16 protein-coding genes and 1 pseudogene are annotated in these 21,411 nt (G+C 40.8%); 14 read left to right on the top strand and 3 right to left on the bottom strand.

Translation table 11 applies throughout. The annotated features are described in order from the left end of the window. The first annotated feature begins 135 nt into the window (after positions 1 to 135). Together ACEYW6_RS32290 and ACEYW6_RS32285 are read left to right on the top strand one after the other, a co-directional pair. Entirely contained in the window at positions 136 to 645 is a 510-nt protein-coding gene (locus ACEYW6_RS32290) for a hypothetical protein (RefSeq protein WP_412983003.1), read from the top strand. An 11-nt stretch (positions 646 to 656) separates the two neighbouring features. After that, positions 657 to 845, top strand: a complete 189-nt coding sequence (locus ACEYW6_RS32285; RefSeq protein WP_412983002.1) for a hypothetical protein — start codon at positions 657 to 659, stop codon at positions 843 to 845. A gap of 194 nt (positions 846 to 1,039) precedes the next feature. Here ACEYW6_RS32285 and ACEYW6_RS32280 read toward each other — a convergent pair whose 3' ends face one another. Both ACEYW6_RS32280 and ACEYW6_RS32275 read right to left on the bottom strand, forming a co-directional pair. After that, positions 1,040 to 1,657 carry a response regulator transcription factor gene (locus tag ACEYW6_RS32280; protein ID WP_412983001.1) on the bottom strand — a complete coding sequence of 206 codons (618 nt, stop codon included), beginning with the start codon at positions 1,655 to 1,657 and terminating at the stop codon, positions 1,040 to 1,042. 511 nt (positions 1,658 to 2,168) lie between these two features. Beyond that, entirely contained in the window at positions 2,169 to 3,038 is an 870-nt protein-coding gene (locus ACEYW6_RS32275; protein WP_412983000.1) for a hypothetical protein, read from the bottom strand. Positions 3,039 to 3,362: 324 nt separating this feature from the next. Between ACEYW6_RS32275 and ACEYW6_RS32270 the strand changes: the two genes are divergently transcribed. The 12 genes and pseudogenes from ACEYW6_RS32270 (at position 3,363) to ACEYW6_RS32215 (ending at position 20,736) form a co-directional block, all read left to right on the top strand. Continuing rightward, positions 3,363 to 3,782, top strand: coding sequence for a helix-turn-helix domain-containing protein (locus ACEYW6_RS32270; RefSeq protein WP_412982999.1), 420 nt, complete (start codon positions 3,363 to 3,365; stop codon positions 3,780 to 3,782). A 151-nt stretch (positions 3,783 to 3,933) separates the two neighbouring features. After that, a complete protein-coding gene (locus ACEYW6_RS32265; protein WP_412982998.1) occupies positions 3,934 to 5,349 on the top strand; it encodes a cache domain-containing protein in 1,416 nt (471 codons plus the stop codon). 103 nt (positions 5,350 to 5,452) lie between these two features. Beyond that, positions 5,453 to 6,241 (top strand): MinD/ParA family protein, encoded by a 789-nt coding sequence (locus ACEYW6_RS32260; RefSeq protein ID WP_412982997.1) that lies wholly within the window; start codon positions 5,453 to 5,455, stop codon positions 6,239 to 6,241. A gap of 59 nt (positions 6,242 to 6,300) precedes the next feature. Continuing rightward, positions 6,301 to 7,509 (top strand): DUF7005 family protein, encoded by a 1,209-nt coding sequence (locus tag ACEYW6_RS32255; protein WP_412982996.1) that lies wholly within the window; start codon positions 6,301 to 6,303, stop codon positions 7,507 to 7,509. Positions 7,510 to 7,596: 87 nt separating this feature from the next. Then, positions 7,597 to 8,688 carry a cyclic nucleotide-binding domain-containing protein gene (locus ACEYW6_RS32250; protein ID WP_412982995.1) on the top strand — a complete coding sequence of 364 codons (1,092 nt, stop codon included), beginning with the start codon at positions 7,597 to 7,599 and terminating at the stop codon, positions 8,686 to 8,688. A gap of 167 nt (positions 8,689 to 8,855) precedes the next feature. Next, a pseudogene (locus ACEYW6_RS32245) lies at positions 8,856 to 9,009 on the top strand (IS5/IS1182 family transposase); the annotation flags it as partial. 546 nt (positions 9,010 to 9,555) lie between these two features. Continuing rightward, a complete protein-coding gene (locus tag ACEYW6_RS32240) occupies positions 9,556 to 9,897 on the top strand; it encodes an NHLP leader peptide family RiPP precursor (protein WP_412982994.1) in 342 nt (113 codons plus the stop codon). Between the two features lie 632 nt (positions 9,898 to 10,529). Further along, on the top strand, positions 10,530 to 11,996 hold the full coding sequence (locus ACEYW6_RS32235) for a radical SAM family RiPP maturation amino acid epimerase (RefSeq protein WP_412982993.1): 1,467 nt from the start codon (positions 10,530 to 10,532) through the stop codon (positions 11,994 to 11,996). A 521-nt stretch (positions 11,997 to 12,517) separates the two neighbouring features. Beyond that, positions 12,518 to 13,996, top strand: coding sequence for a radical SAM family RiPP maturation amino acid epimerase (locus ACEYW6_RS32230; protein ID WP_412982992.1), 1,479 nt, complete (start codon positions 12,518 to 12,520; stop codon positions 13,994 to 13,996). A gap of 85 nt (positions 13,997 to 14,081) precedes the next feature. After that, complete coding sequence (locus ACEYW6_RS32225; RefSeq protein WP_412982991.1) at positions 14,082 to 15,527, top strand: NHLP bacteriocin system secretion protein; 1,446 nt, start codon at positions 14,082 to 14,084, stop codon at positions 15,525 to 15,527. Continuing rightward, positions 15,514 to 17,787, top strand: a complete 2,274-nt coding sequence (locus ACEYW6_RS32220; protein ID WP_412982990.1) for an NHLP family bacteriocin export ABC transporter peptidase/permease/ATPase subunit — start codon at positions 15,514 to 15,516, stop codon at positions 17,785 to 17,787. Before ACEYW6_RS32225 ends, ACEYW6_RS32220 begins: the two co-directional genes overlap by 14 nt. A gap of 57 nt (positions 17,788 to 17,844) precedes the next feature. Further along, a complete protein-coding gene (locus ACEYW6_RS32215) occupies positions 17,845 to 20,736 on the top strand; it encodes an NHLP bacteriocin export ABC transporter permease/ATPase subunit (protein ID WP_412982989.1) in 2,892 nt (963 codons plus the stop codon). A 105-nt stretch (positions 20,737 to 20,841) separates the two neighbouring features. On the opposite strand, the gene ACEYW6_RS32210 is transcribed toward ACEYW6_RS32215, so the two are convergent. Next, on the bottom strand, positions 20,842 to 21,318 hold the full coding sequence (locus tag ACEYW6_RS32210; RefSeq protein ID WP_412983004.1) for a WGR domain-containing protein: 477 nt from the start codon (positions 21,316 to 21,318) through the stop codon (positions 20,842 to 20,844). Positions 21,319 to 21,411: the final 93 nt, after the last annotated feature.

Genomic DNA, 21,411 nt, shown 5'->3' with positions numbered 1-21,411 from the left:
TGGCGAGGCTGGTTAAAATTACACGACCTTTGTGAAGGCTGGCAGCTTGCAAAAGAGACTTAACGGGAAAAGTCAGGATTCATAATTAATTACAAATTATCGAAGTTTTATTTTTAGTCAGCAACCTAAATCTATATGAAAGTGTTACCCTACGATAGCTTTACAATTTTGACAGATGATCCACTGCCTATAGTTCTGCAAAGGCTGAATGCTTTAGTTGAACCTACGAAAACATTCAGATTTTCTACTAAACACGCCCCTTATCAAGGAAGTATTTCTGAGTCAGGCTTTCAAATCAGCCGCATAATTCACTACGATAACTCCTTCTTACCAGTGATTCGAGGGCGCTTTGAAGTAAAATCCGATCAAACAGTGATTCATGTACAAATGAACGCACATCCTTTTGTAATGGCATTTTTAGGATTCTGGTTTTTATGCTGGTATAGTGCAGTTATTTCAATGACATTGGCAGGTGCTATGCCTAATAATACGGCTGCATTAGTTACAGGTATGCCTATACTAATTTTAATTATTTTTTGGGGAGCTTTTTGGTCAGAAGCAAATCGTAGTCGCAATGAACTAACTCAAATTATTCAGGGACAAATATCCCCAGTGCTGAAAAATGGTCGCATGAGGCGATTGTAGCGCGGTCAAATATGCGACCAGAACGTATGCAGAAACTCAAAGTTGTGGGGAATTCGGGGCAGAATCCGGTTTTTGACTTCTTGCAGGAGTGCTGGAGTAATGATCCGGCTTTGCAGATTGTGATCAAGAAGTTGCTGGCGAAGTTTCCGCAGTGGGGGATTGCAGTTGTTGATGGGGTGATAGGTGATTGGAAGGATTAAGGATGCCTAACGCCTTCTTCTTTCCGATACCTCTTAACGTTTGTACCTTTTTTGCGACAATTTTTATAAAAAATTGCACCAAAAAGAATTAAGTAATTCAAGGCTGAGGGAGATTAAGAATCATTATTCATATACTCCCCCGCTTCTTCATTTTAAAATGCTATTTCAGAATGCAACTTAGTATCAGGAGAACATCAATCAGACGTAATGCCTGAAGTTGCAAGAGCAGAGCAAAGTAAGCGATCAATTTCTGCTATATCGGGATCAAAGGTTTGGTCGTTCATAGCTGATTGAGCAACGTTTCCAGATTGATTAATTGCCGATGTTTGTTCTTGCGTTGTGCGTAACTGGTGCAAACGATTAATTAGTGAAGAACAATGGTAAACCATAGCGGAGCGACTATTTACTTTTAACTTAATAAAAATACGGCGTAGGTGAGCAGAAACAGTCGACTCGCTGATTTGAAGTTGGTTAGCAACTCTTTTATTAGATGAACCTAAACCAACTAGAGCAGCAATTTGCAACTCTCGTCCTGTTAAAATACTAATTAGGCTAGGATCTATAACCTCTGGTGTGTTCTGAGTTTTTACAATTGCATAGTGATTTCCATCAGCTTCAAAATGCCCAACTACAGGAAATGAACTAGTGTCAATAATAACCTCTGAAGTAAACTGTTGGCTATTTTTTGTAGGCGATTCAACTGCAACAATAAGAAAACCAGAGTTTTTTATGAAAAACTTACTAATGACATAGGAATCTGAAAGTAAGTTTCCAGCAAAAATACTAGAAGTTTGATCAACGTGTCCTTGCATGATTTTCTTAACTCTAAATTTAGGTATTAAGGGCTTAAGGCTAATATGTACCTAACAGGCTGAATGGTCTATAGCCGAGAAGATATGCAGAAACTTTTGTGATCAGGAACTTAATGTTTTTGGAATCTAGATGACGTATGAAGAAAACCGTTTTAAAGCTTTTCCAACCCCTGATATTTTTATGATTTATGCTTATTACTGCTATTTTCAGGTTAATACAGCACATTTTTGGTTCTTATGCACAGTCTTAAAGATATACAGAAGAATCCAAAGACGTGATTTAAAAACATAAAAACCGAGGGTAAACAAACGTATTAATAATCAGGCTGCCTAAAAATAACACTGGATAGTTGCTTCAACATTTCCCGTGATAAGTAAGAATACTGATACTATACACTAGGTGCTAACAGCTTGATCAAGCTAAAAGGATGATGTAATTAAATTTTAAGATTTCGGATTCAATAATTCAACATTTTATAGATACCAATCAAGTAATATCACTTAATAAAAATTAAACTAAGTACCAAAATCCTCTAGCGCCTATCCAAGGCTTATTTTGTAATTTTGGGCTGTCTGCCCTATCATCAGCTAAGTCAGATGGGCTGAATAGTAACTTTTGGGATAACACATTAGCTTTTGGAGATTCTGGCACGAACAGATGCAAAACTGTTAAGTGTAATCCTGCCCAAAGAAATTTGATAGTACCAGTAGAAATCAGTAATTGTCGCAAATAATCTCGCTCTACTGAGACAAAAGAATCTCTAGGTGTGAGAACTTGACAAGAAATGCCCCAAAATTGTAAAGCTTTGCAAATTTCTGGAGGCAAGTTTTTTTCAAAATCTGCTTCTTGCTGATAAGTCAGAATGAAAGCAGAACCTAAACTTGCAGCCAGTGCTATGGTATCGCGGAAGGCAAGAGGTAAAATATAGTCTATAGTTTGAGATTCGTCAATTTGGCTGTCGAGGGATTTTGCCAGCGCTTCCCATTGCCAGAAGATTTCTAGATTTCTATTTTTTGGAAGGAGAGATTCTCTTAGGCTATCTCCTAGCCAAAATAAATTAAGTCTTGCTAAGTCATTCTCCATACGGAATTGTTCCCATCTCTTAAGTGACCAAAGTGTTTCCTCCAGTGCAACACGTTCTTGCTTGGGTGTTCTACAAGAGTTAATTCCTTTTGGAGTAATTAATTCTGGATGCTGTAAGTAAAAGGAAGAACTGTCAAGTATATGCCAAAGTTCTCGTACAACCCATAACTCCATCACTTCTCCTAACTGTTGAATTAGAGGGACTCCGTGGACAGAGAGAGCTAAGGCTGGGTCAATAATGCATATCTGAGGTTGGGAAAGAGGAGAGTTGGTTTTGGGTAAGAGATCGTACTTCATTACATTTGGCTATGGCATTAGGTTTTGATGATTTTAATGTGTATCCCAGCCGTATTTACTCTCTGGGAAGAAAGATTACTTAATTTAGTGCTTACAAGATAAATCAGAAAGCTTTTAAATACAATGCATAAAATTTGGATTTCGACTACTAGTTAAAATTAACTAGGTATAAAAGCTTAGTTAAAATGGGTGACTTGCAAAAATTATGAAACAGTAATATCACTATAGAGAAAGTATTTTTTGTTCGCTCTCAAGAAAGTCAACAGATTTCTTAGTAAATTGATCAATTTAGGGATCATTACTGCTTAAACTAAAAAAGCATTTATGAACAAGCATTGCACTGCTGATTTTCAGATAGTTGCAGAACAAGCCCTTGCCAATACTGCTAGATCACCAGATAGTTTACTAACGATGTTTCCTAGTAATCCTCAACTCAGCCAAGTCTTTCAATTTATTGAGGCAAATTATAATCAGCCAATCAGTTTATGTGATGTTGCTGTTGCCGTTGGTTACTGCGCGGCTTATTTGACAGATTTAGTACGACGCAATACAGGATATACAGTGAATGATTGGATTGTTGAACGCCGAATGGTAGCAGCACGGACTCTACTGCTAGAAACCGATCAATGCGTGAGCCAAGTTGCTCAAGCAGTTGGTTATCAGCATGAAGGTTACTTTTTTCGTCAGTTTCGCCGACATCATGGGATTACACCTCAAGCTTGGAGAAAGACCCAGCGCAGTTAGAGTAGTAGCAGCCGTTAGTCTTAATTGGAGTAGAGCAATAAAGCTGTACATCCCAAACCGAATGGCATATCTAACTTTCAATCGGTAAACTCTAAGCCATTTTCAAAGCACCACTAAGTATTACACCTTAAAGCTGACAAGCATTTTTCAAATGAAGCATTTCCATCGGTTACTTAACCCATTTGCTTGGCCAATCGCTGCTAAAATTTCGGTAGCATTGGTTTGCGCTGTGCTAGTACCGATGATCTTCACCGCCTACTACAACCTGCAACAGAGCTTAGACAGTGTAGAAGCTGGCGAATACCGCAAACTGGAACTGTTAGCTAGCAGTAGTGCTAGCCACTTTGACCAATTAATTATTGACCACCATCGTGTGGTTGCCCAAGTCAGTAGTGATCGTCATGTGATGGATTTTCTGGCTGCTGATACATCAGTAAAGCGAGAAAATCACCGCTTTAACCTGCAATCGACACTACAAACTGTCTTCCGTTCACATCCAGACATTCATAGTGTCTTGCTGATGGATAGAAAGGGTCAGTGCGTTGCTGCCACAGACCCAAAGTTAATTGGTCAAAACTACTCCACTATTCAAAAGAACTTTTATGGGTTTAGCATCTTAGGGGATGAAACAACCAAAAGTCCAGGAATGTTTTTCTCGCAACCCGTGCGATCGCCTGATGGGGAAATTGTGGGAACCACCCTACTTAATGTTCGGGGAGAAAATATTTGGACAACTATTAATGCTAATGCCTTAGATATAGGCTTTCACAGCAGTGCCTTCTTGATTGACCAACAGGGAATAATCATTAGCCATTCCGATCCATCGGTTTCTGACCATAACCTGCTTCCACTGTCAACTAAGACGCTAAAGCCGATTGTTCAGAACAAACACTACGGTGTAGATCAGGCTCAGAGTTTGGACATTCCCGACTTAAAGGTGATGGTGAGAGCTAAACAGCCAGGACATATCACCTATCCATTGCCGCGATCGCAGCCGCAAATAGTCGGCTTTGCACCTTTAGCAACGCAACCTTGGGTATTAGGAGTTAGCCAACCGAAAGCAGAATTTACTGCACCTATGAATCGCTTGATTTGGCTCAATAGCAGCAGTGTGGTGATTGTTGGGGGAATTACGGCAATCATCGGGCTGCTTTTGGGATTGAATATTTCCCGACCAATTCACGCTTTGACAGTTGCAGCCCAAGCACTAGAGGATGATGATTTTGATTCTCATGTGCTGGAATTACGGCAGAGTTTGGCTCAATTAAGTCGTACACAAGATGATGTCGGTCAATTAGTGCGTATTTTCTTAGAGATGGCTGAAGAAGTGAGGAGGCGAGATCAGAACTTGAAAATGCAGGTTCAGGAACTTCGGATTGAGATTGACGAAACCAAAAGAGCCACCCAGGTTGCAGAAATCACCGAAAATGAACACTTTCGAGAGCTACAAAAAAAGATCCAAAAACTTAAACAACACGAAGTAATTCCTAGTGAAACCGAGACACAGTACTATCAGAGGTTGCAGAATCAGGTGGAATTGTTGAAAGAGCGTAGTTTACCGCCGTAGGCATCGCCTTCAAATAATCTGTAATTCGTAATTAAGATCAGACTGAGAGTTTGGAAAGGGGAAAGAATAGAATGACTATTAATTAAGGAATATAAAGTAAATTATGGCACAGATTATCGCAGTTCATTCATTCCGTGGTGGCACTGGTAAATCAAACTTAATTGCCAATATAGGGGCTAATATAGCGCTTCAGGGACAACGTGTAGGTATTGTCGATACTGATATCCAATCACCAGGAATTCATGTTATTTTCGGGATGAATGAAAACAAAATTAAACGTACCCTCAATGATTACTTGTGGGGATACTGTAATATCAAAGACGCTGCCTATGATGTTACTGATGTTTTAATTGCAGAGCAGGGAAATACAGATACTATCAAAGGTAGCCTTTTCTTGATTCCTTGTAGTATTAAGACTGGTGAAATCGCCAGGATTCTTCGGGAGGGATATGATGTAGTCCGGCTCAATGATGGCTTTCAGGAACTCATTAGCAGTTTGAAACTAGACTACCTTTTAATAGATACACATCCAGGTTTAAATGAAGAAACCTTACTTTCCATTGGGATTTCTAATATTCTAGTAATCCTTTTACGTCCAGATCATCAAGACTTTCAGGGAACTGCTGTGACTGTGGATGTAGCTCGGAAGTTAAAGGTATCAAAAATGCTGTTGGTAATCAATAAAGTGCTACCAAACTTAAATTTTACTGACTTGCAACAACAGGTAGAGAAAATCTACAACGCTCCTGTGGCTGGGATTTTGCCCTTATCGTCAGAGATGGTGCAGCTAGCCAGTCACGGTATTTTCTGTCTACGCTATCCTCAGCATCCAATCAGCCAGACTATCAAAGGAATTACAAATCAGATTGCTGGTTTAGTAATTAGTCGTTAGTCTTGTGCTTTTTTCCCTTTCAGAAGCCGATGTCTACGACGAGCTATTCGGTGCCGCTTATGATTAATCAACAATTATTTCGTACTAATGTCCTCACTTACTTTGGAGCTACTGCTGCTCAGAGAGAGGAATTATTGGTATATAACCAAACTGTTTTTAATCACGATATATTAACCTATCCAGTCAAATTTCCCCTGACCCCAGAACCCCATGTGGCTGCTTGGAAAGAATATGCTGTTGCAGCCAGAGATATAGGAGCATTTGAGACACTCAAACAGCGATTGGTACAGTTCCGATTCCCCATAATTGAGGGCATCAGTCAGACTGAAGTATATCAGTCTGCTACTCGTCGGGGTGTTGCAATCGATGGGATGCCAGAGGCGACTGGTTTAGTCTTGCAGAAACCTGAAAAACTTCAATTAATAATACATCAAAGCTTGGCTGGAACCATTCCCGTGTTGTTAGCTGGAAACCGAAATGACTTTGTTTCTTTAGTTCAAGCCCTGACAATGCGAAATGAACCCCAGTTAGTTCCTGCATCTATGGGAGCTTGTATAGTCAGTGGGTTTAATAACTGGGATAGGATTCGTCAGTATCGCCAACAATGGGAAGCTGAAAATTCTGTTAATTCCTTGGAAAGTAGTTGGATAGCAGAATTTCAACGATTAATACCACAAAAACAGCTTTATCAGGATAAGTTCATTATTTTGAGTGATGGTTTTTATAGTAATGTTTCAGCCAGCGACATGGGACTTAAAGAAGGAGAATGGCAGCGTTTATCCTTGACAATTCGGCTGGAACATGAATGTAGCCACTACTTCACACGCCGCTTATTTAACTCAATGCGAAACAATATATTCGACGAGTTAATTGCCGACTACAGAGGCATTGTAGCCGCTACGGGGGATTATCGAGCCGATTGGTTCTTGCGTTTTTTAGGGTTGGAGGCGTTTCCCAATTATCGAGAGAGAGGGAGATTGCAAAACTACCGGGGTAAACCTTCACTTTCTGATGAAGCTTTTCAAATTCTGCAAGCATTGGTGAAGTTCGCAGCCGAAAATTTGCAGCACTTTCACACTAAGAATGCAAGTAGGTTAACAGACATTAATATTCAACCTTTGATGTTAATGACATTGACCTATTTGACATTAGAAGAATTGGCATCTGTTGAGGCGCACTTTCGTATCCAACAAATTTTAGACAAACAAATTTTCAATTTTGTAGGAGACTTAAACCCCTTTATTCATTTGCCAGTTACACAGAATTAAATTCTGTTAGCGGATAGCTAAGGTTTAGCCCATTCTGACTCCTGACTTCTAAATTCTGTTTTGTTAAAAAATCGATAGGTATTAGTTATGACAGAAGTTTTGCTTAAAGAATTAACTACCAGTGACATTGATTGGATGATTGCTACAGGCCATCGTCGAGAGATTGCTGCTGGTACTCTACTCATCCAAGAAGGGAAAGCTACTGATTCTCTACACATTTTGCTAGATGGAATCTTAACAGTTAGCATCTCTCAACCAGATAATAATCCTCTAACTCGCGCTTTTGCAGCCATCGAAGGAAATGAAGTATTTGGTCGTGAGATTGCGAGATTATTCAGTGGCGAGGTAGTAGGGGAAATTCCCTTCGTTACTCGTCCAACAGCCACAACTGTAAAGGCTATTCAAACATCGCTAGTGATGTCAATTTCTCAGCAAGAACTAGCAGCCAAATTGCAGCAAGATGTGGGTTTTGCATCGCGTTTTTATCGGGCAATCGCAATTATGCTTTCAGATAGAATTCAAAGTACTATTAATCAACTTGGTCGTAGCAGCCTAGCACAAGGTCAACCTTTGAGAGATGTGCTGTTTGTGATGGGAGAATTACATGATAGTGACATCGATTGGATGATGGCTTGTGGAACTCAGCAAAAAATTCCTGCTAATACCACACTCATCCATGAACGAGGGACTGTAGATGCACTGTATATTCTTTTAGATGGAGCAATGTCTCTTTCTATTGCTGAAAATGAGCATAATCCTTTAGCTCGTGCTTTTGCTGCGATCGAGGGGGGTGAAGTTTCTGGGAGAGAAATAGCAAGGTTATCGAAAGGCGAAATTATCGGAGAAACACCTTTTATTGATGGTCGCCTGCCTTCTGCAACTGTTAAAGCGATCAAAGAGTCAATTGTGTTGTCAATTGACCGACAACAAATGGCCGCAAAGTTACAGCAAGATATCGGATTTGCATCTCGTTTTTATCGAGCGATCGCTATTTTACTTTCTCAAAGGTTACAAGGAATGTTGAGTCAGCTTGGTTATGGTAGGCGGGTTTATAGCCAAGGCTTATCATTGGCTGAGAGTGCAAAATATGACGATGAGTTGAATGATAGGGTTTTAGATGGTGTGGCGATCGCGGGGAGAAGATTTGATTGGATGTTAGGACGGTTAATAGTAAGTTGAATTCCTGAGCGTAAAGCGCATCAGATTATCGGCTACCGAACTCATACTAACAAAAAGCAAAATAAAAAATCTAGTTTTACTTAAATTTTGTCCATTAGAACTTTTGCAAAAGTTTTTTATGGTATGCTTGAGGGTTTAGCGATTTGCAATTAGGACTTTGAGGAGCAGTGAAAATAGAGAAAGCTAAACACTTAATTGCGAAAAAATTTAAGCTTCGGGACTGGAGTAAGCCGTCAAACCTTTGAGTTAATGGTTGATGTAGTGAAAGCTGATGAAAAAAAGAAAAAGAAGCCAGTCCGCCGTCCTAAACTAATTATTGATGGCTATTTGAACTTCTCTAACGTCAAAAAAACTAGCCTTTAATTATACCAAAAAATATTTATGCAAGAGTTCTATTGTATTCAAAAGTAGCTTTGCAGCAAAATATTAGTTTGGCTTCGCGCTTTTACCGTATAATCGCTACTTTATTATAGATTATAAGGAATGCGGAGTCAGCTTGGTTATGATAGGCATATTTATAGCCAAGCTTACTTATTGGCTGAAAACATAGTGGGATATGAGGATAAATTGAATGATAGTGTCTTAGATTATGTGGTACTCGCAGGAAAAGGTTTGATTGGATGTTGATGCGGTTAAGCCTAAGTTAAAATCCTTTTTATTATCAAGTAAAATCAGATTAGATAAATGAGTACATTCATGAATATTTATATTATGTTCTTTCTCTCTTTATGCGATTAATTTGAATTTATAAACTACTAAAGTTTGTATTAAACCTAATTCAAAAAATCAAAAACTAAAAATTGTGCATTGCAATTAATTTGTGTATTGTTTAAGCTACATAACATATAGAACTTAAGGGATTTTGATATGTACGAACAAACATCTCAACCAACAACCAGACACGAGTTTGAATCTAAGCTAATCGCTAAAACTTGGCAAGATGAAGCGTTCAAACAAGAACTAATAAGTGACCCAAAAGCCGTTTATGCTCGAGAATTGGGTCAAGAAATTCCGGAAAGCCTCAAAATACAGGTGCTTGAAGAGTCTGCAAATACTGTTTACCTGGTATTACCTCGGAAGCCAGAGGTGGCTAGTGTTGAGGGAGAACTGTCTGACGAGGCCTTAGAGGTAGTAGCTGGCGGCGACTGGGGTATAGTTTCAAGTAGTTGGTTCGTCGTAACAAGCACACCCCATTTAGAAGCCCTTTAAAAAAAGCAACCTTTATCCACCAAGCCTACTAAAGAATCGATTGGTGGGTATTCAATACTGCTCAGTTAAGGATTTTAAACTGGAATTTGGGTTAGGGCAAAGGCTACTGGCTTTGGGTTAAAGGTTTTTTCTTTCCCTTTTTTCCCCTTAACTGACAAGTATTCGGTGGGTATTGAGTTGCTTAGTAATAAAAATGAATTTAGTATCTAGATTTTTTTATTATTTACTCAATGCGATTAGCAAAACCCACTTTTACGTAAATTGCACTTAATCATGAAGTAAAAAATTTATGTTGAGCTAATAAAATTGCGATGCAGTTACAAGGACAGGACAAATTACCAAAGTTTGCCGTGGTTGTAAGAGGTTGTTTGAAAAGTGCTTCGCTGTGACTTTAGGCACTTTAGATCCCCCCTAACCTCCCTTTTTTAGAAGAGAAACCGGAATCAAAGTCCCCCAATTTATCGGGGGATTTAAGGGGATCTAAAATTTTTGATACCGACAAGAGGACTTTTCAAACATCCTCTAAGGCTGCCTATTTTAAAACAACGCCCTTGTTATTATAAAGTAACACCATCCTATGTAGTTTTAATTAAATTTTTTCTAAATTGAGATAACTATACAGCAGGTTCTTTATGAATATCAGCCACGTAAGACAGCTTATCGAAGAATGGAAAACAAAAGAATTTCATTCCTTTGAAAAACTTTCTGATGCAGAATTAACATTAGAATTAATACGAATTAGCCAGATTAAGCGTTTTTTTCATAAATGGAAAGCAGATCCAGATTTCAGACAACAAATTTTAACCAACCCATATAAAGCCGTTGATCTCCACAATCTGGATATCAAGCTTAACAAAATCGAATTTTTAGGTAATAAAGAACAAACTCAAAAACAAGGTCAAGCAGTACCATTCACTATATTTTCAGAGAGTTACCAAGAATTTACTAATGCTCAATTAAGCTGGTGTGATCATATAAGACATATTGCAGATTCTCTTAGTGATTCTTATTTTATGGCATGGCGAGAGCGGCAGATTATTCGTTGTAAAAGTCAGTTCGGTAAACGTAAGATTGAGCATTTTCCAATGTGTTTTGAACTCAGTAAGGGATGCTCTGTTGGCTGCTGGTTCTGTGGTGTAGCTGCCCCTAAAATGGGCGATATTTTCTTTTATAACCAAGAAAACGCAAAGCTATGGCGTGATGTGCTGGCATTAATGAAACAGACGCTTGGGTCTGCGTCAGGAGCAGGCTTCTGTTACTGTGCAACTGACCCGTTTGACAACCCAGACTATGAAAAATTCTTATGTGATTTTCACGACATTTTGGGAGTGTTTCCCCCAACTACCACGGCTCAGCCCTTGAAAAAACCAGCGCGGACACGCTCTTTCTTAAAGTTATCGCTTGAGAAGGGTTGTCTGTTGAATCGTTTTTCAATTCTTTCTTTAAAAATGTTGAACCAACTTCATGAGGAATTTAGTCCAGAGGAGTTAGCCTTTGTTGAATTAGTACTCCAAAATGAAGAATCCGGCATTCCTAAATCTAATAGCGGACGTGCACGTGTGCGAAACCAACGCAAAACAGAAAAGAATTATGAAGTACTTGATGATTCGCTTTCAGGAACAAGTGCTTGTGTTTCTGGATTTTTATTCAACATGGTTGATCGAAATGTCAAGTTGATTAGCCCTTGCAATGCCAATGAGCACTGGCCTCTGGGGTATATGATTTATGATGAGGGCACTTTTACTGACGCTGATGATTTAAAAATTCTCCTCGAGAAAATGATGGACAAACATATGTGCCTCACAGTTAGATATAGCGAACGCATTCGTTTCCGTCCTGATTTAAAATATGAAAGTCTACCAGACGGTTTTCAACTGTCAACAAGATTCTTAACCTTTAAGTTTCGGAATGATCCTTGCCTAAAGGAGTTAGGAGAAATCATTCTTAAGGGGGATAAGACTGCTGGAGAGATTGCTAGTTTGTTAAATATCTGGGGTGTTTCGTCAGATCATACGCTCCAGTCTCTAAATCTGATGTTCAATAAGGGAGTGTTAGACGAAGAGCCACAGTTGCAAGCTTTACATCATCTAAAACTTTGAAGTGATGAGCAGCTACCAATCAAGTCTCAGCCCCATGTTGCTACCAATATTTAACGAAGAAATTAGCGCTCTTTCATCACTCTCTCCGGAGGAAAAACAATAATCTTTGCTACGTAAGACTTTCAGGCAAAGCTGATGATTCTAGCCATAATGTTAGAAAAGAAAGCTCGGAACCCAGTTTCTGTCTCTTGTTTAAAAGTTGGCTGAGATTTTCTTTAACCAGAGTGATGGAAGAGCGTTAGTAAAGAAAACTTAAAACAGATATTAGGAGTAGTTCCGATGGATAATTCTCTTTTATCACTTTGGCGTAATCTAATCACTGAAAGCCTTCAGGACTTTAATTTCCAGTTGGGGACTATAAACTTCAACTCCTATTAGAAAATAAAGGCTCAAAGCTTGACTTAATGAAAGCTTCAAAATCTTGCTTCGATTGTTGTTTTCCGAGAGTGACAAAATAGGGGCACCCGAAGCTATCCTCTCTCTTTGATCCCGATTAATAGTTTAGAAGGAGATTTGCTACAATGCAAACGAGTATTCAGCATACATTAGAAGATCAAGCAAGATTAGTTAGTATTAATCAGTTAAGAAAGTTTTTGCAAAGCGGAAACCCGAAGGAATTAGGCTGGATTAAGGTACTATCTGACCAAGAATTAGCGAAAGAATTCACACTTTACAGTCAGGTCAAGCGTATTTTTGAAAAATGGCAAGCAGATCCAAACTTTAAACAGTATGTATTAACTGATCCACATCAAGCTCTTGGTGCCTACAATCTCGACATTGATTGTGAGGTAATTAAACCTTTGTGGGAGCCAAAAAATTGCGGAGAAGAAGCACTTCCTCTGCTTGCAAAACGTTGTCGAGAATTTTTTCATAAAGCAAGTCATAGTGAAGCAAGTAAGTTAGCAGTTTACAGCACTGAACCACGTTACAAAGCTTGGCGAGAGCGCCAGATAGCTCGTGGTGCCAGTCAGATGGCTAAGTCACTTGATGAACAAACTGTACATTCTCCTATTTGTTTTGAACTCAGCAAGGGATGTTCGGTCGGATGCTGGTTCTGTAGCGTCTCAGCTCCTAGTCTAAGCGATATTTTTTTTTATACTCAAGAAAATGCCAAGTTATGGCGCGAAGTGCTTCAATTGTTGAGAGATATGTTCGGGGTAGCAGCAAGAGCAGGCTTTTGTTACTGGGCAACTGATCCGCTTGACAACCCAGATTATGAAAGATTTTTGTGCGATTTTCACGATATTTTGGGTGTGTTTCCCCAAACCACAACGACTCAACCCTTAAAAGCTCCCACTCGAACGAGATCGCTACTAAAACTCTCGCTTGAAAAAGGTTGCAAGTTGAATCGTTTTTCAATTCTTTCTTTAAAAATGTTGAACCAAATTCATGAGGAATTTAGCTCAGAGGAATTAGCTTTTGTCGGATTAGTACTCCAAAATAAAGAAACAGGCTTTGTTAAAGCCAATGCTGGGCGTATGCGCGAGTACAACAAACAGCAGGCAGAAAAAAATCATGAAGAGCTTGATGATTCCCTGCCAGGAACTAATGCCTGCGTCACAGGGTTTTTATTCAACATGGTTGACCGAAGTGTCAAACTTATCAGCCCTTGCCCTGCCAATAACCAATGGCCAAATGGTTATCGAGTTTATGACGAGGGCACTTTTGCCAATGTTGATGACTTAAGAATTTTGCTTGAGAGAATGATTAACAAACATATGCCCCTGACTCTTAGATTAAGCGATCGCATCCGTTTTCGTCCTGATTTTAAATATCAAAGTTTACCAGACGGTTTTCAACTTTCAACAAGGTTTCTAACTCTTAAGTTTCGTAATGATCCCTATCTAAAACAGTTAGGAGAGATCATCTACAAAGGGGACAAGACGGTAAAAGACATTACCTACTTGTTCAATGTCTGCGGTATTCCCTCGGTTAGTGTACTCCAGTCTCTGAATCTGATGTTTAATAAGGGGGTTTTAGATGACGAGCCACAACCGTAAAAATTATTAGTTATATATCCTAGAAAATTGAAACTAATTGAGATGCCATAGGAGGTTGATTTTTTTTAGACTTACATGAGGATAAATGTTAAATCAAAAGCACACTATATTTCGTAAAGAATCCCTAGAACGTCTATCTTCCCCAGAAAGACTAGACCAGTTGATGCAGGTAGTCAACCCTAGAAGTTGGCTACTTCTTGTCGCCTTGGGTTCCATACTAGGAGTAGCTGTTATCTGGAGTATTTACGGACGCATCCCTATCACCGTTGAGGGTCAAGGCGTACTTATTTACCCCAGCAATGTTGTGCCTCTGCAATCAAAAAGCGCTGGGCAATTAATGGCTCTCAATATTAAAGTTGGGGATGTGATCAAAAAAGGGCAAGTACTTGCAACAATTGACCAAGCTGAACTTCGTAAGCAATTGCAACAGCAACAAGCGAAACTCACGCAACTAGATTTACAAGACCAAGCGGTTGGTTCATTACAAGGGCAAAGACTAGAACAAGAAAAGCGATCGCAATCCCAACAAAGCCACTACCTCCAACAACGTATACTGGAACTGCGAACCATCACACCTCTGCTCAAAACCAAAGGCAACACCTCAATTGAGCAGCAACGTCAAGGTTTACAGCAACGTCTTTTGCAAGCCCAAGCCTTGAACCCTGTTTTCCTCCAAAGAATGGAAATTCGCAGACAATTCAAAAAAGAAGGCGCGATTTCTGGTGATGAAGCTCTCACGGCTGAACAAGAATATTTGCAAAACCTGGAAAAAATCTCTGATATTCAAAATCAGTTGAAAGAACTGGATGTAAAAACGACTCAAACAGAAAAAGATTACCGTGAAAACTTGAGTACCATTTCTGACCTGCAAGCTCAGTTAAAAGAATTAGATAGTAAACAGGCTTCTGTGGCTCAACAAGACTTAGAAAGCGTCACTACCCGGAAAAAAGAGATTCAAGAAGTTAAGCGGGAAATTGCTCAATTAGAAGTGCAATTAGGCAACAACAGTCAAATCATTAGTCAATATAGCGGACGCATTTTAGAAATCACGCTGACACCAGGGCAGGTTGTTGAAGCTGGTACACGCTTGGCAACTATCGAGGCGGAGAACCCCAAAAGCAAGTTAGTTGGTGTTACTTATTTCCCTGTAGCAGAAGGTAAGAAAATTAAACCAGGGATGACAATCCAAATTACTCCCCAAACTGTCAAGCGGGAACGATTTGGCGGTATCGTTGCAAATGTTACTAATATCTCGCGCTTTCCGATTACAAAAGAAGCAGCTGCATCGGAGGTAGGTAATGCAGAGGTGGTGGAAGGTCTAGTATCTCAACAAAAAGATGGTTTGATACAAATATTTTCTGACTTAGAGATAGATTCCAGCACCCCAAGCGGCTATAAATGGTCTTCTTCTACAGGGCCAAGACTGACTGTTTCTTCTGGAACTACTACTGTTGCACGAGTCAAGGTAGAAGAACGCGCTCCCATCACTTTCGTTTTACCTATCTTGAGGTCTGTCAGTGGTATCTACTAAATCTACCTTAGTAACACTGTTTAATCCTTGGCAGTACTTACAAAAATTACTGCCGAGCAGAAGCACACGGGTAAAAACACCTACTCTTCTACAAATGGAAACAGTGGAATGTGGAGCTGCTGCTTTGGGAATTATTCTAGGTTACTACGGTCGGATTGTGCCTTTACCACAACTGCGTCAAGAATGTGGAGTTTCCCGCGATGGTAGCAAAGCATCTAACATGGTGAAAGTTGCGAGAAACTATGGACTCGAAGCTAAAGGCTTTAAAAAAGAACTCAAGCAATTGTGGGAACTGCGACCACCTTACATTATCTTTTGGAACTTCAACCACTTTGTTGTCGTAGAGGGATGGAATAAACAGCGAGTTTATCTCAATGACCCCGGTACAGGCCCGCGCCATGTATCTTTACAGGAATTCGACGAGGGGTATACCGGAGTGGTGCTGGTAATGGAACCAGGCGCGGAGTTTGTCAAAGGTGGTCGTAAACCCAGCATGATTTTATCGCTGTCCAAAAGGTTACAAGGCGCTGGGGATGCCTTAATTTACTGCATAGTCGCGGGATTTTTCTTAACTGTAGTTGGGCTGGTAATACCAGTGTTTAGCCAACTGTTTGTAGATGACATCTTGGTGGAGGGACGGCAGTTATGGTTGCGTCCTTTGCTTGTGGGCATGGCGATCGCTGCTATACTCCAAGGCTCGCTAACTTTACTACGTTTACGCTACCTGCGCCGCTTGAAAATCAAGTTAGCTGTCGGTATGTCCAGCCGCTTCCTGTGGCATATCCTCCGCTTACCTGTTAGCTTTTACGCCCAACGATTTGCCGGAGAAATCAGTAATCGTACTACTCTCAATGACCAAGTAGCTGATGTTCTGGCGGGACGATTAGCAACTACAATCATTGATACATTTATGGTGTTTTTTTATGCCCTGGTTATGGTGCAATATGACTGGGTGCTGACCTTAATTGTAGTTAGCTTTGCTGCCGTGAATGTCTTAACTTTGCAACTAATTTCTCGTCAACGTGTAGACGCGAATCAACGATTGATTCAAGAATATGGTAAAGCTGCTGGTGTATCTATTGCCGCGCTTCAAAGTATAGAAACACTCAAAGCATCAGGGTTAGAGTCAGATTTCTTTTCCCGGTGGTCAGGTTATTATACTAAGGCTCTTAATTCCCAGCAAGAATTGGGGGTGACAAATCAGACATTCTCAGTATTACCCACGCTCTTATCCGCCCTTTCTTCGATGTTGTTGTTGGTTGTCGGTGGATTACGGGTTATGGATGGACATCTCAGCATCGGAATGCTTATAGCCTTTCAAGGTTTGATGCTTAACTTTCAGCAGCCTGTTAATAATTTGGTCAACTTTGGTACAACTCTTCAAGAACTGGAAGGTAATTTAATTCGCCTTGATGATGTGCTGGATAATCCCATTGGGAAGGCAGGGGAGGCAGGGAGCAGGCTTGCCGTGAGCGTAGCCGAACGGGGGCAGGGGGCAGGGGGAGTAAATTCTTCATCTGCTTATCTTGTTCCCAAATTGCAGGGATATGTGGAATTGCAGAATATTACGTTTGGCTATAGCCGTCTGGAACCGCCACTAATTGAAAACTTTAACCTGTCAATTAAGCCGGGACAGCGAGTAGCTTTGGTAGGTGGAAGCGGTTCTGGGAAATCTACCGTTGCTAAACTTGTAAGCGGACTTTATCAACCTTGGGCGGGAGAAGTTTACTTTGATGGTAAACCTAGAGAGCAGATTCCCCAACAACTGCTTACAAATTCTGTTGCAATGGTCGAGCAGGAAATTTTGTTGTTTGGCGGCACGGTTAGAGATAATTTGACTCTGTGGGATACTACTGTACCAGATAAAAGTCTCATGCGGGCTTGTCTTGATGCGGCGATCGCAGATGTAATTCTCTCTATGTCCGGTGGATTAGATGCCGAACTAATAGAAGGTGCTGCTAATTTAAGTGGCGGACAGCGACAGCGCTTAGAAATCGCTCGTGCTTTAGTGAATAATCCCTCAATCCTGATTATGGATGAAGCCACCAGCGCTCTAGATACAGAAACAGAACAAATCATTGACCAGAATCTCCGTCGTCGGGGATGTACCTACATCATTGTCGCTCACCGATTAAGTACTATCCGCGACTGCGATCAAATCATCGTCCTCGAACGCGGAAAGGTAGTACAACTTGGCACTCACAAAGAATTATGGCAAGTGGATGGTGCATATTCGCGCTTGCTGGGCACTCAAGGGTAGAGACGGTGAGCAGTAAATTACCATAAAAAATTTAAAAATCTAAACCTAAAATCTAAAATGCTAATACAGGGACAAGTTTATATAGTTAATGGCAATGAACCGATTCTACTGGATGACCCTTCACGGGTGTGGATAATTCAGTCTGGCTCTATGGCTTTGTTTGCCGTCACAGTTAAAGATGGCTCTATTGAAGGGACACGCCGTTATCTGTGCAGTATTAGCCAAGGTGAAGCACTTTTTGGAACTGCTGCTAATTCTGGTAATCAGCAGCGTCAGATTTTGGCAGTTCCAATTGGTGAGACTGAATTACTACAAATACATAAGGAATGTTACTGCGAGTTAATAACCAATGGAGATGGTAAGGCGATCACGTGGATAGAAAATTGGTTGTTACAAATCGGTAGTGTATTGTCCCAGATTACCATGCCAGCAATTCATGTAAAAGCTGAGGGTCAATCACGATTTTCCTTAAACAATGGTCAGACTTTTCAGCCACAAGCAAGCGTCACCTGTTGGGTTCAACTGAATCAAGGGACTGTCCGCTTTCTGGGGTTTGAGGAATTAATTTTAACCTCATCCTCTACAGCATTCCCCCTGACTGACAAAATGTGGTTAGAAGCAATGGAAGAAGTGCAACTTACTACTAAGACTACTAGCGAATTCCAAAATTCAGATATCCTTTTGACTGGGTTATCTCAACTGCACACTCAATTGCTACAATGCCTTAACCTGTTAGATGAGCGGGAAGTACAGGCAGAGATGACACGATTGCGCGATCGCCAACGCCTGAATCGTCAAGTTACAGTGCAAGCTATAGGCTCTTTAGCATCAACATTAAGTTCCCAAGATGGAGATTTCTTCCTAGAAGGTACTCCTCTGTTGGTTGCTGCTGGAGCCGTAGGGAGAGCTATGGGTGTAGAGATTTGCCCCCCGTCTCGTTCTGAAAACCTCAAGCGAGTTAAGGAACCATTAGAAGCAATTGTCCGGGCTTCACGTATCCGAATGCGGCGGGTACTATTGCGAGATAACTGGTGGGAGAAGGATTCTGGCCCAATAGTTGCCTATACCCAGCAAGATAATCGACCAGTAGCACTGCTACCAATTAGTGCAACTCGTTATGAAATTTTTGATCCAGTTGAGCATACCCGCTTTCGAGTGGATGAGCGTATAGCTGCAACGCTGGTTCCTGTTGCCTATATGTTTTATCGCTCTCTACCTGATAAAGTACTGCAAGCTGTTGATATACTGCGGTTCACACTTAAAGGACGTAAACAGGATCTGTTAGTAATTTTGTTTACGGGTATTGCTGTCACACTACTAGGGATGCTTACACCTTATGCCACGTCAATTATCATAGATAACGCAATTCCTGATAGCGACAGGGGATTATTGCTACAAATAGGATTGGGACTACTTGTTGCAGCATTGGGGACAGGTCTATTTCAGATAACTCAAGGATTTGCTCTGCTGCGGATTGAAACGGCTGGGGATGCTTCCACTCAGGCTGGTGTCTGGGATCGTCTGCTCTGTTTACCAGTATCCTTTTTCCGAGAGTACACAACCGGAGACATCTTCTCTCGTGTATCATCTGTGAGTACGATCAGCCGACGAATCAGTGGGAGAACCCTAATCAATCTCCTTACCAGCCTATTTGCGTTGTTTTACTTAGGACAGTTATTTTATTACAACTACCAATTAGCTTTGATTGCAGTTGCTTTTGCCATAGTTGCGATCGCTTTCACTACAGTCTCTGGTTTACTATTGCTATCTAAGGTACGTCCGCTTTTGGAACTGCGGGGCAGTATTTTTGGGCAGACGGTGCAATTAATTAATGGCATTTCTAAGCTACATATTGCTGGGGCAGAAGAACGTGCATTTGCCGCTTGGAGTAAAAACTACACTCAACAAATTAAGCTAGAACTTAGTACACAACGGGTTGAAGATGCTGTTGCGCTTTTTAATACAGTAATGCCCATATTAACGAATGGTGTGCTTTTCTGGTTTACTATTAGGCTACTTGAAAATCCTCAAACTTCAGGGGCTATTGAAATATCCCTTGGAACTTTCCTTGCTTTCAATACAGCTTTTAGTAACTTCACTAAGGGAACCACAGATTTAAGTAATACGGTTACAGAAATCTTGCAAGTTATCCCCCAGTGGCAACGCACCCAGCCTATTCTCTCGACTATACCAGAAGTGGATCTGTGCAAAGCCGATCCGGGCAAGCTGATTGGTAATATTACTTTAGAGCAGATTACTTTCCGCTACCGCAGTGATGGCCCGCTAACGCTGGATGGTGTGAGTATCTCTGCTGCACCTGGGGAGTTTATTGCTTTAATAGGTAGTTCTGGCAGTGGGAAATCGACGATTCTGCGATTGCTATTGGGATTTGAAACTCCAATTGCGGGTAGCATTTACTATGATGGTCAAGACTTATCTGGCTTGGATGTAGATGCGGTACGCCGACAGTTGGGCGTTGTTTTACAAAATGGTCAGTTGAGTTCAGCTTCAATTTTCGAGAATATTGCAGGCGGCGCTCAGATTACCTTAGATGAAGCTTGGGAGGCGGCGCGGATGTCGGGATTCGCTGAGGATATCTCCGCCATGCCAATGCAAATGCATACTGTTGTGAGTGAAGGAGGCGGTAATCTTTCTGGAGGACAACGACAACGGTTATTGATTGCTCGCGCTCTGGCATTAAAACCCCGGATTCTGTTATTTGATGAAGCTACCAGTGCGCTCGATAACAGAACCCAAGCAATTGTTAGTGAAAGTTTAGATAACTTACAAGTTACCAGAATTGCGATCGCTCATCGACTTAGCACCATCCGCAATGCTAACCGTATATATGTACTGCAAGCAGGTCGGGTTGTACAGCAGGGAAATTTTCAAGAACTAGCTGCTGTTGAGGGGCTATTCGCCCAGTTAATGGCTCGGCAAATGGCGTAGTTAGCTGAGTTTTGTAAGAGAAAAGTTAAGGATGGAAAGTACTTTTAATCCATTCCCTAAAAAAAAAGAGCATGGCTAGCTTTTTGCCAGTCACACTCTTGAACCTTATAAATGTCGCCAGAAGTTCTTACTGATAGTCTTGAGACTGACAACCTTGTGTTCTGTTGTCGCTTCAGGGGCATGACCAACAGCCACCGCAACAGCTTGTGGTGCAGGTGTCGCTAGCAGAGAATTGAGTAATTCTTGCTGATAGTCAATGTCTGCTACTGTGCGGTAAACTCTGTGATAATTTATCTGCATCCCCAAAGGTGTTGGGACAATTTTCAGATATTCATTAAGAGCAGATATGTAGGTATCACCAAAATTCTGGAGAGCAACAGCCGGACGGATAATATTCAACAATTGAATAGCTCGTCTAATGTCTGCAACAGTGCGGTTAGCATCAATCTCTGGCTGACTTTCGCGGTAGCCTTTACCTTTTTTCTCGGCTACCAGATTGTTAAATTTACTAACCGCTCTCTGATGATTGCCTAATGTGTGAACTTTGGTTTGCGCTTGATAACCGACTCTGCCCCACTGCACTGTCAAGTTACCATCTGGGAGCAATGCGATTTTGTGAGGTCGGCTAAAAAAGGTGCGATCGCTAAATTCTTGTCTCAGTGTTCATTATTTATT

Source organism: Nostoc sp. UIC 10607 (genome assembly GCF_047228265.1).
GTDB lineage: Bacteria > Cyanobacteriota > Cyanobacteriia > Cyanobacteriales > Nostocaceae > Nostoc > Nostoc foliaceum_A.
This window is presented reverse-complemented; position numbering and strand designations above follow the sequence as displayed.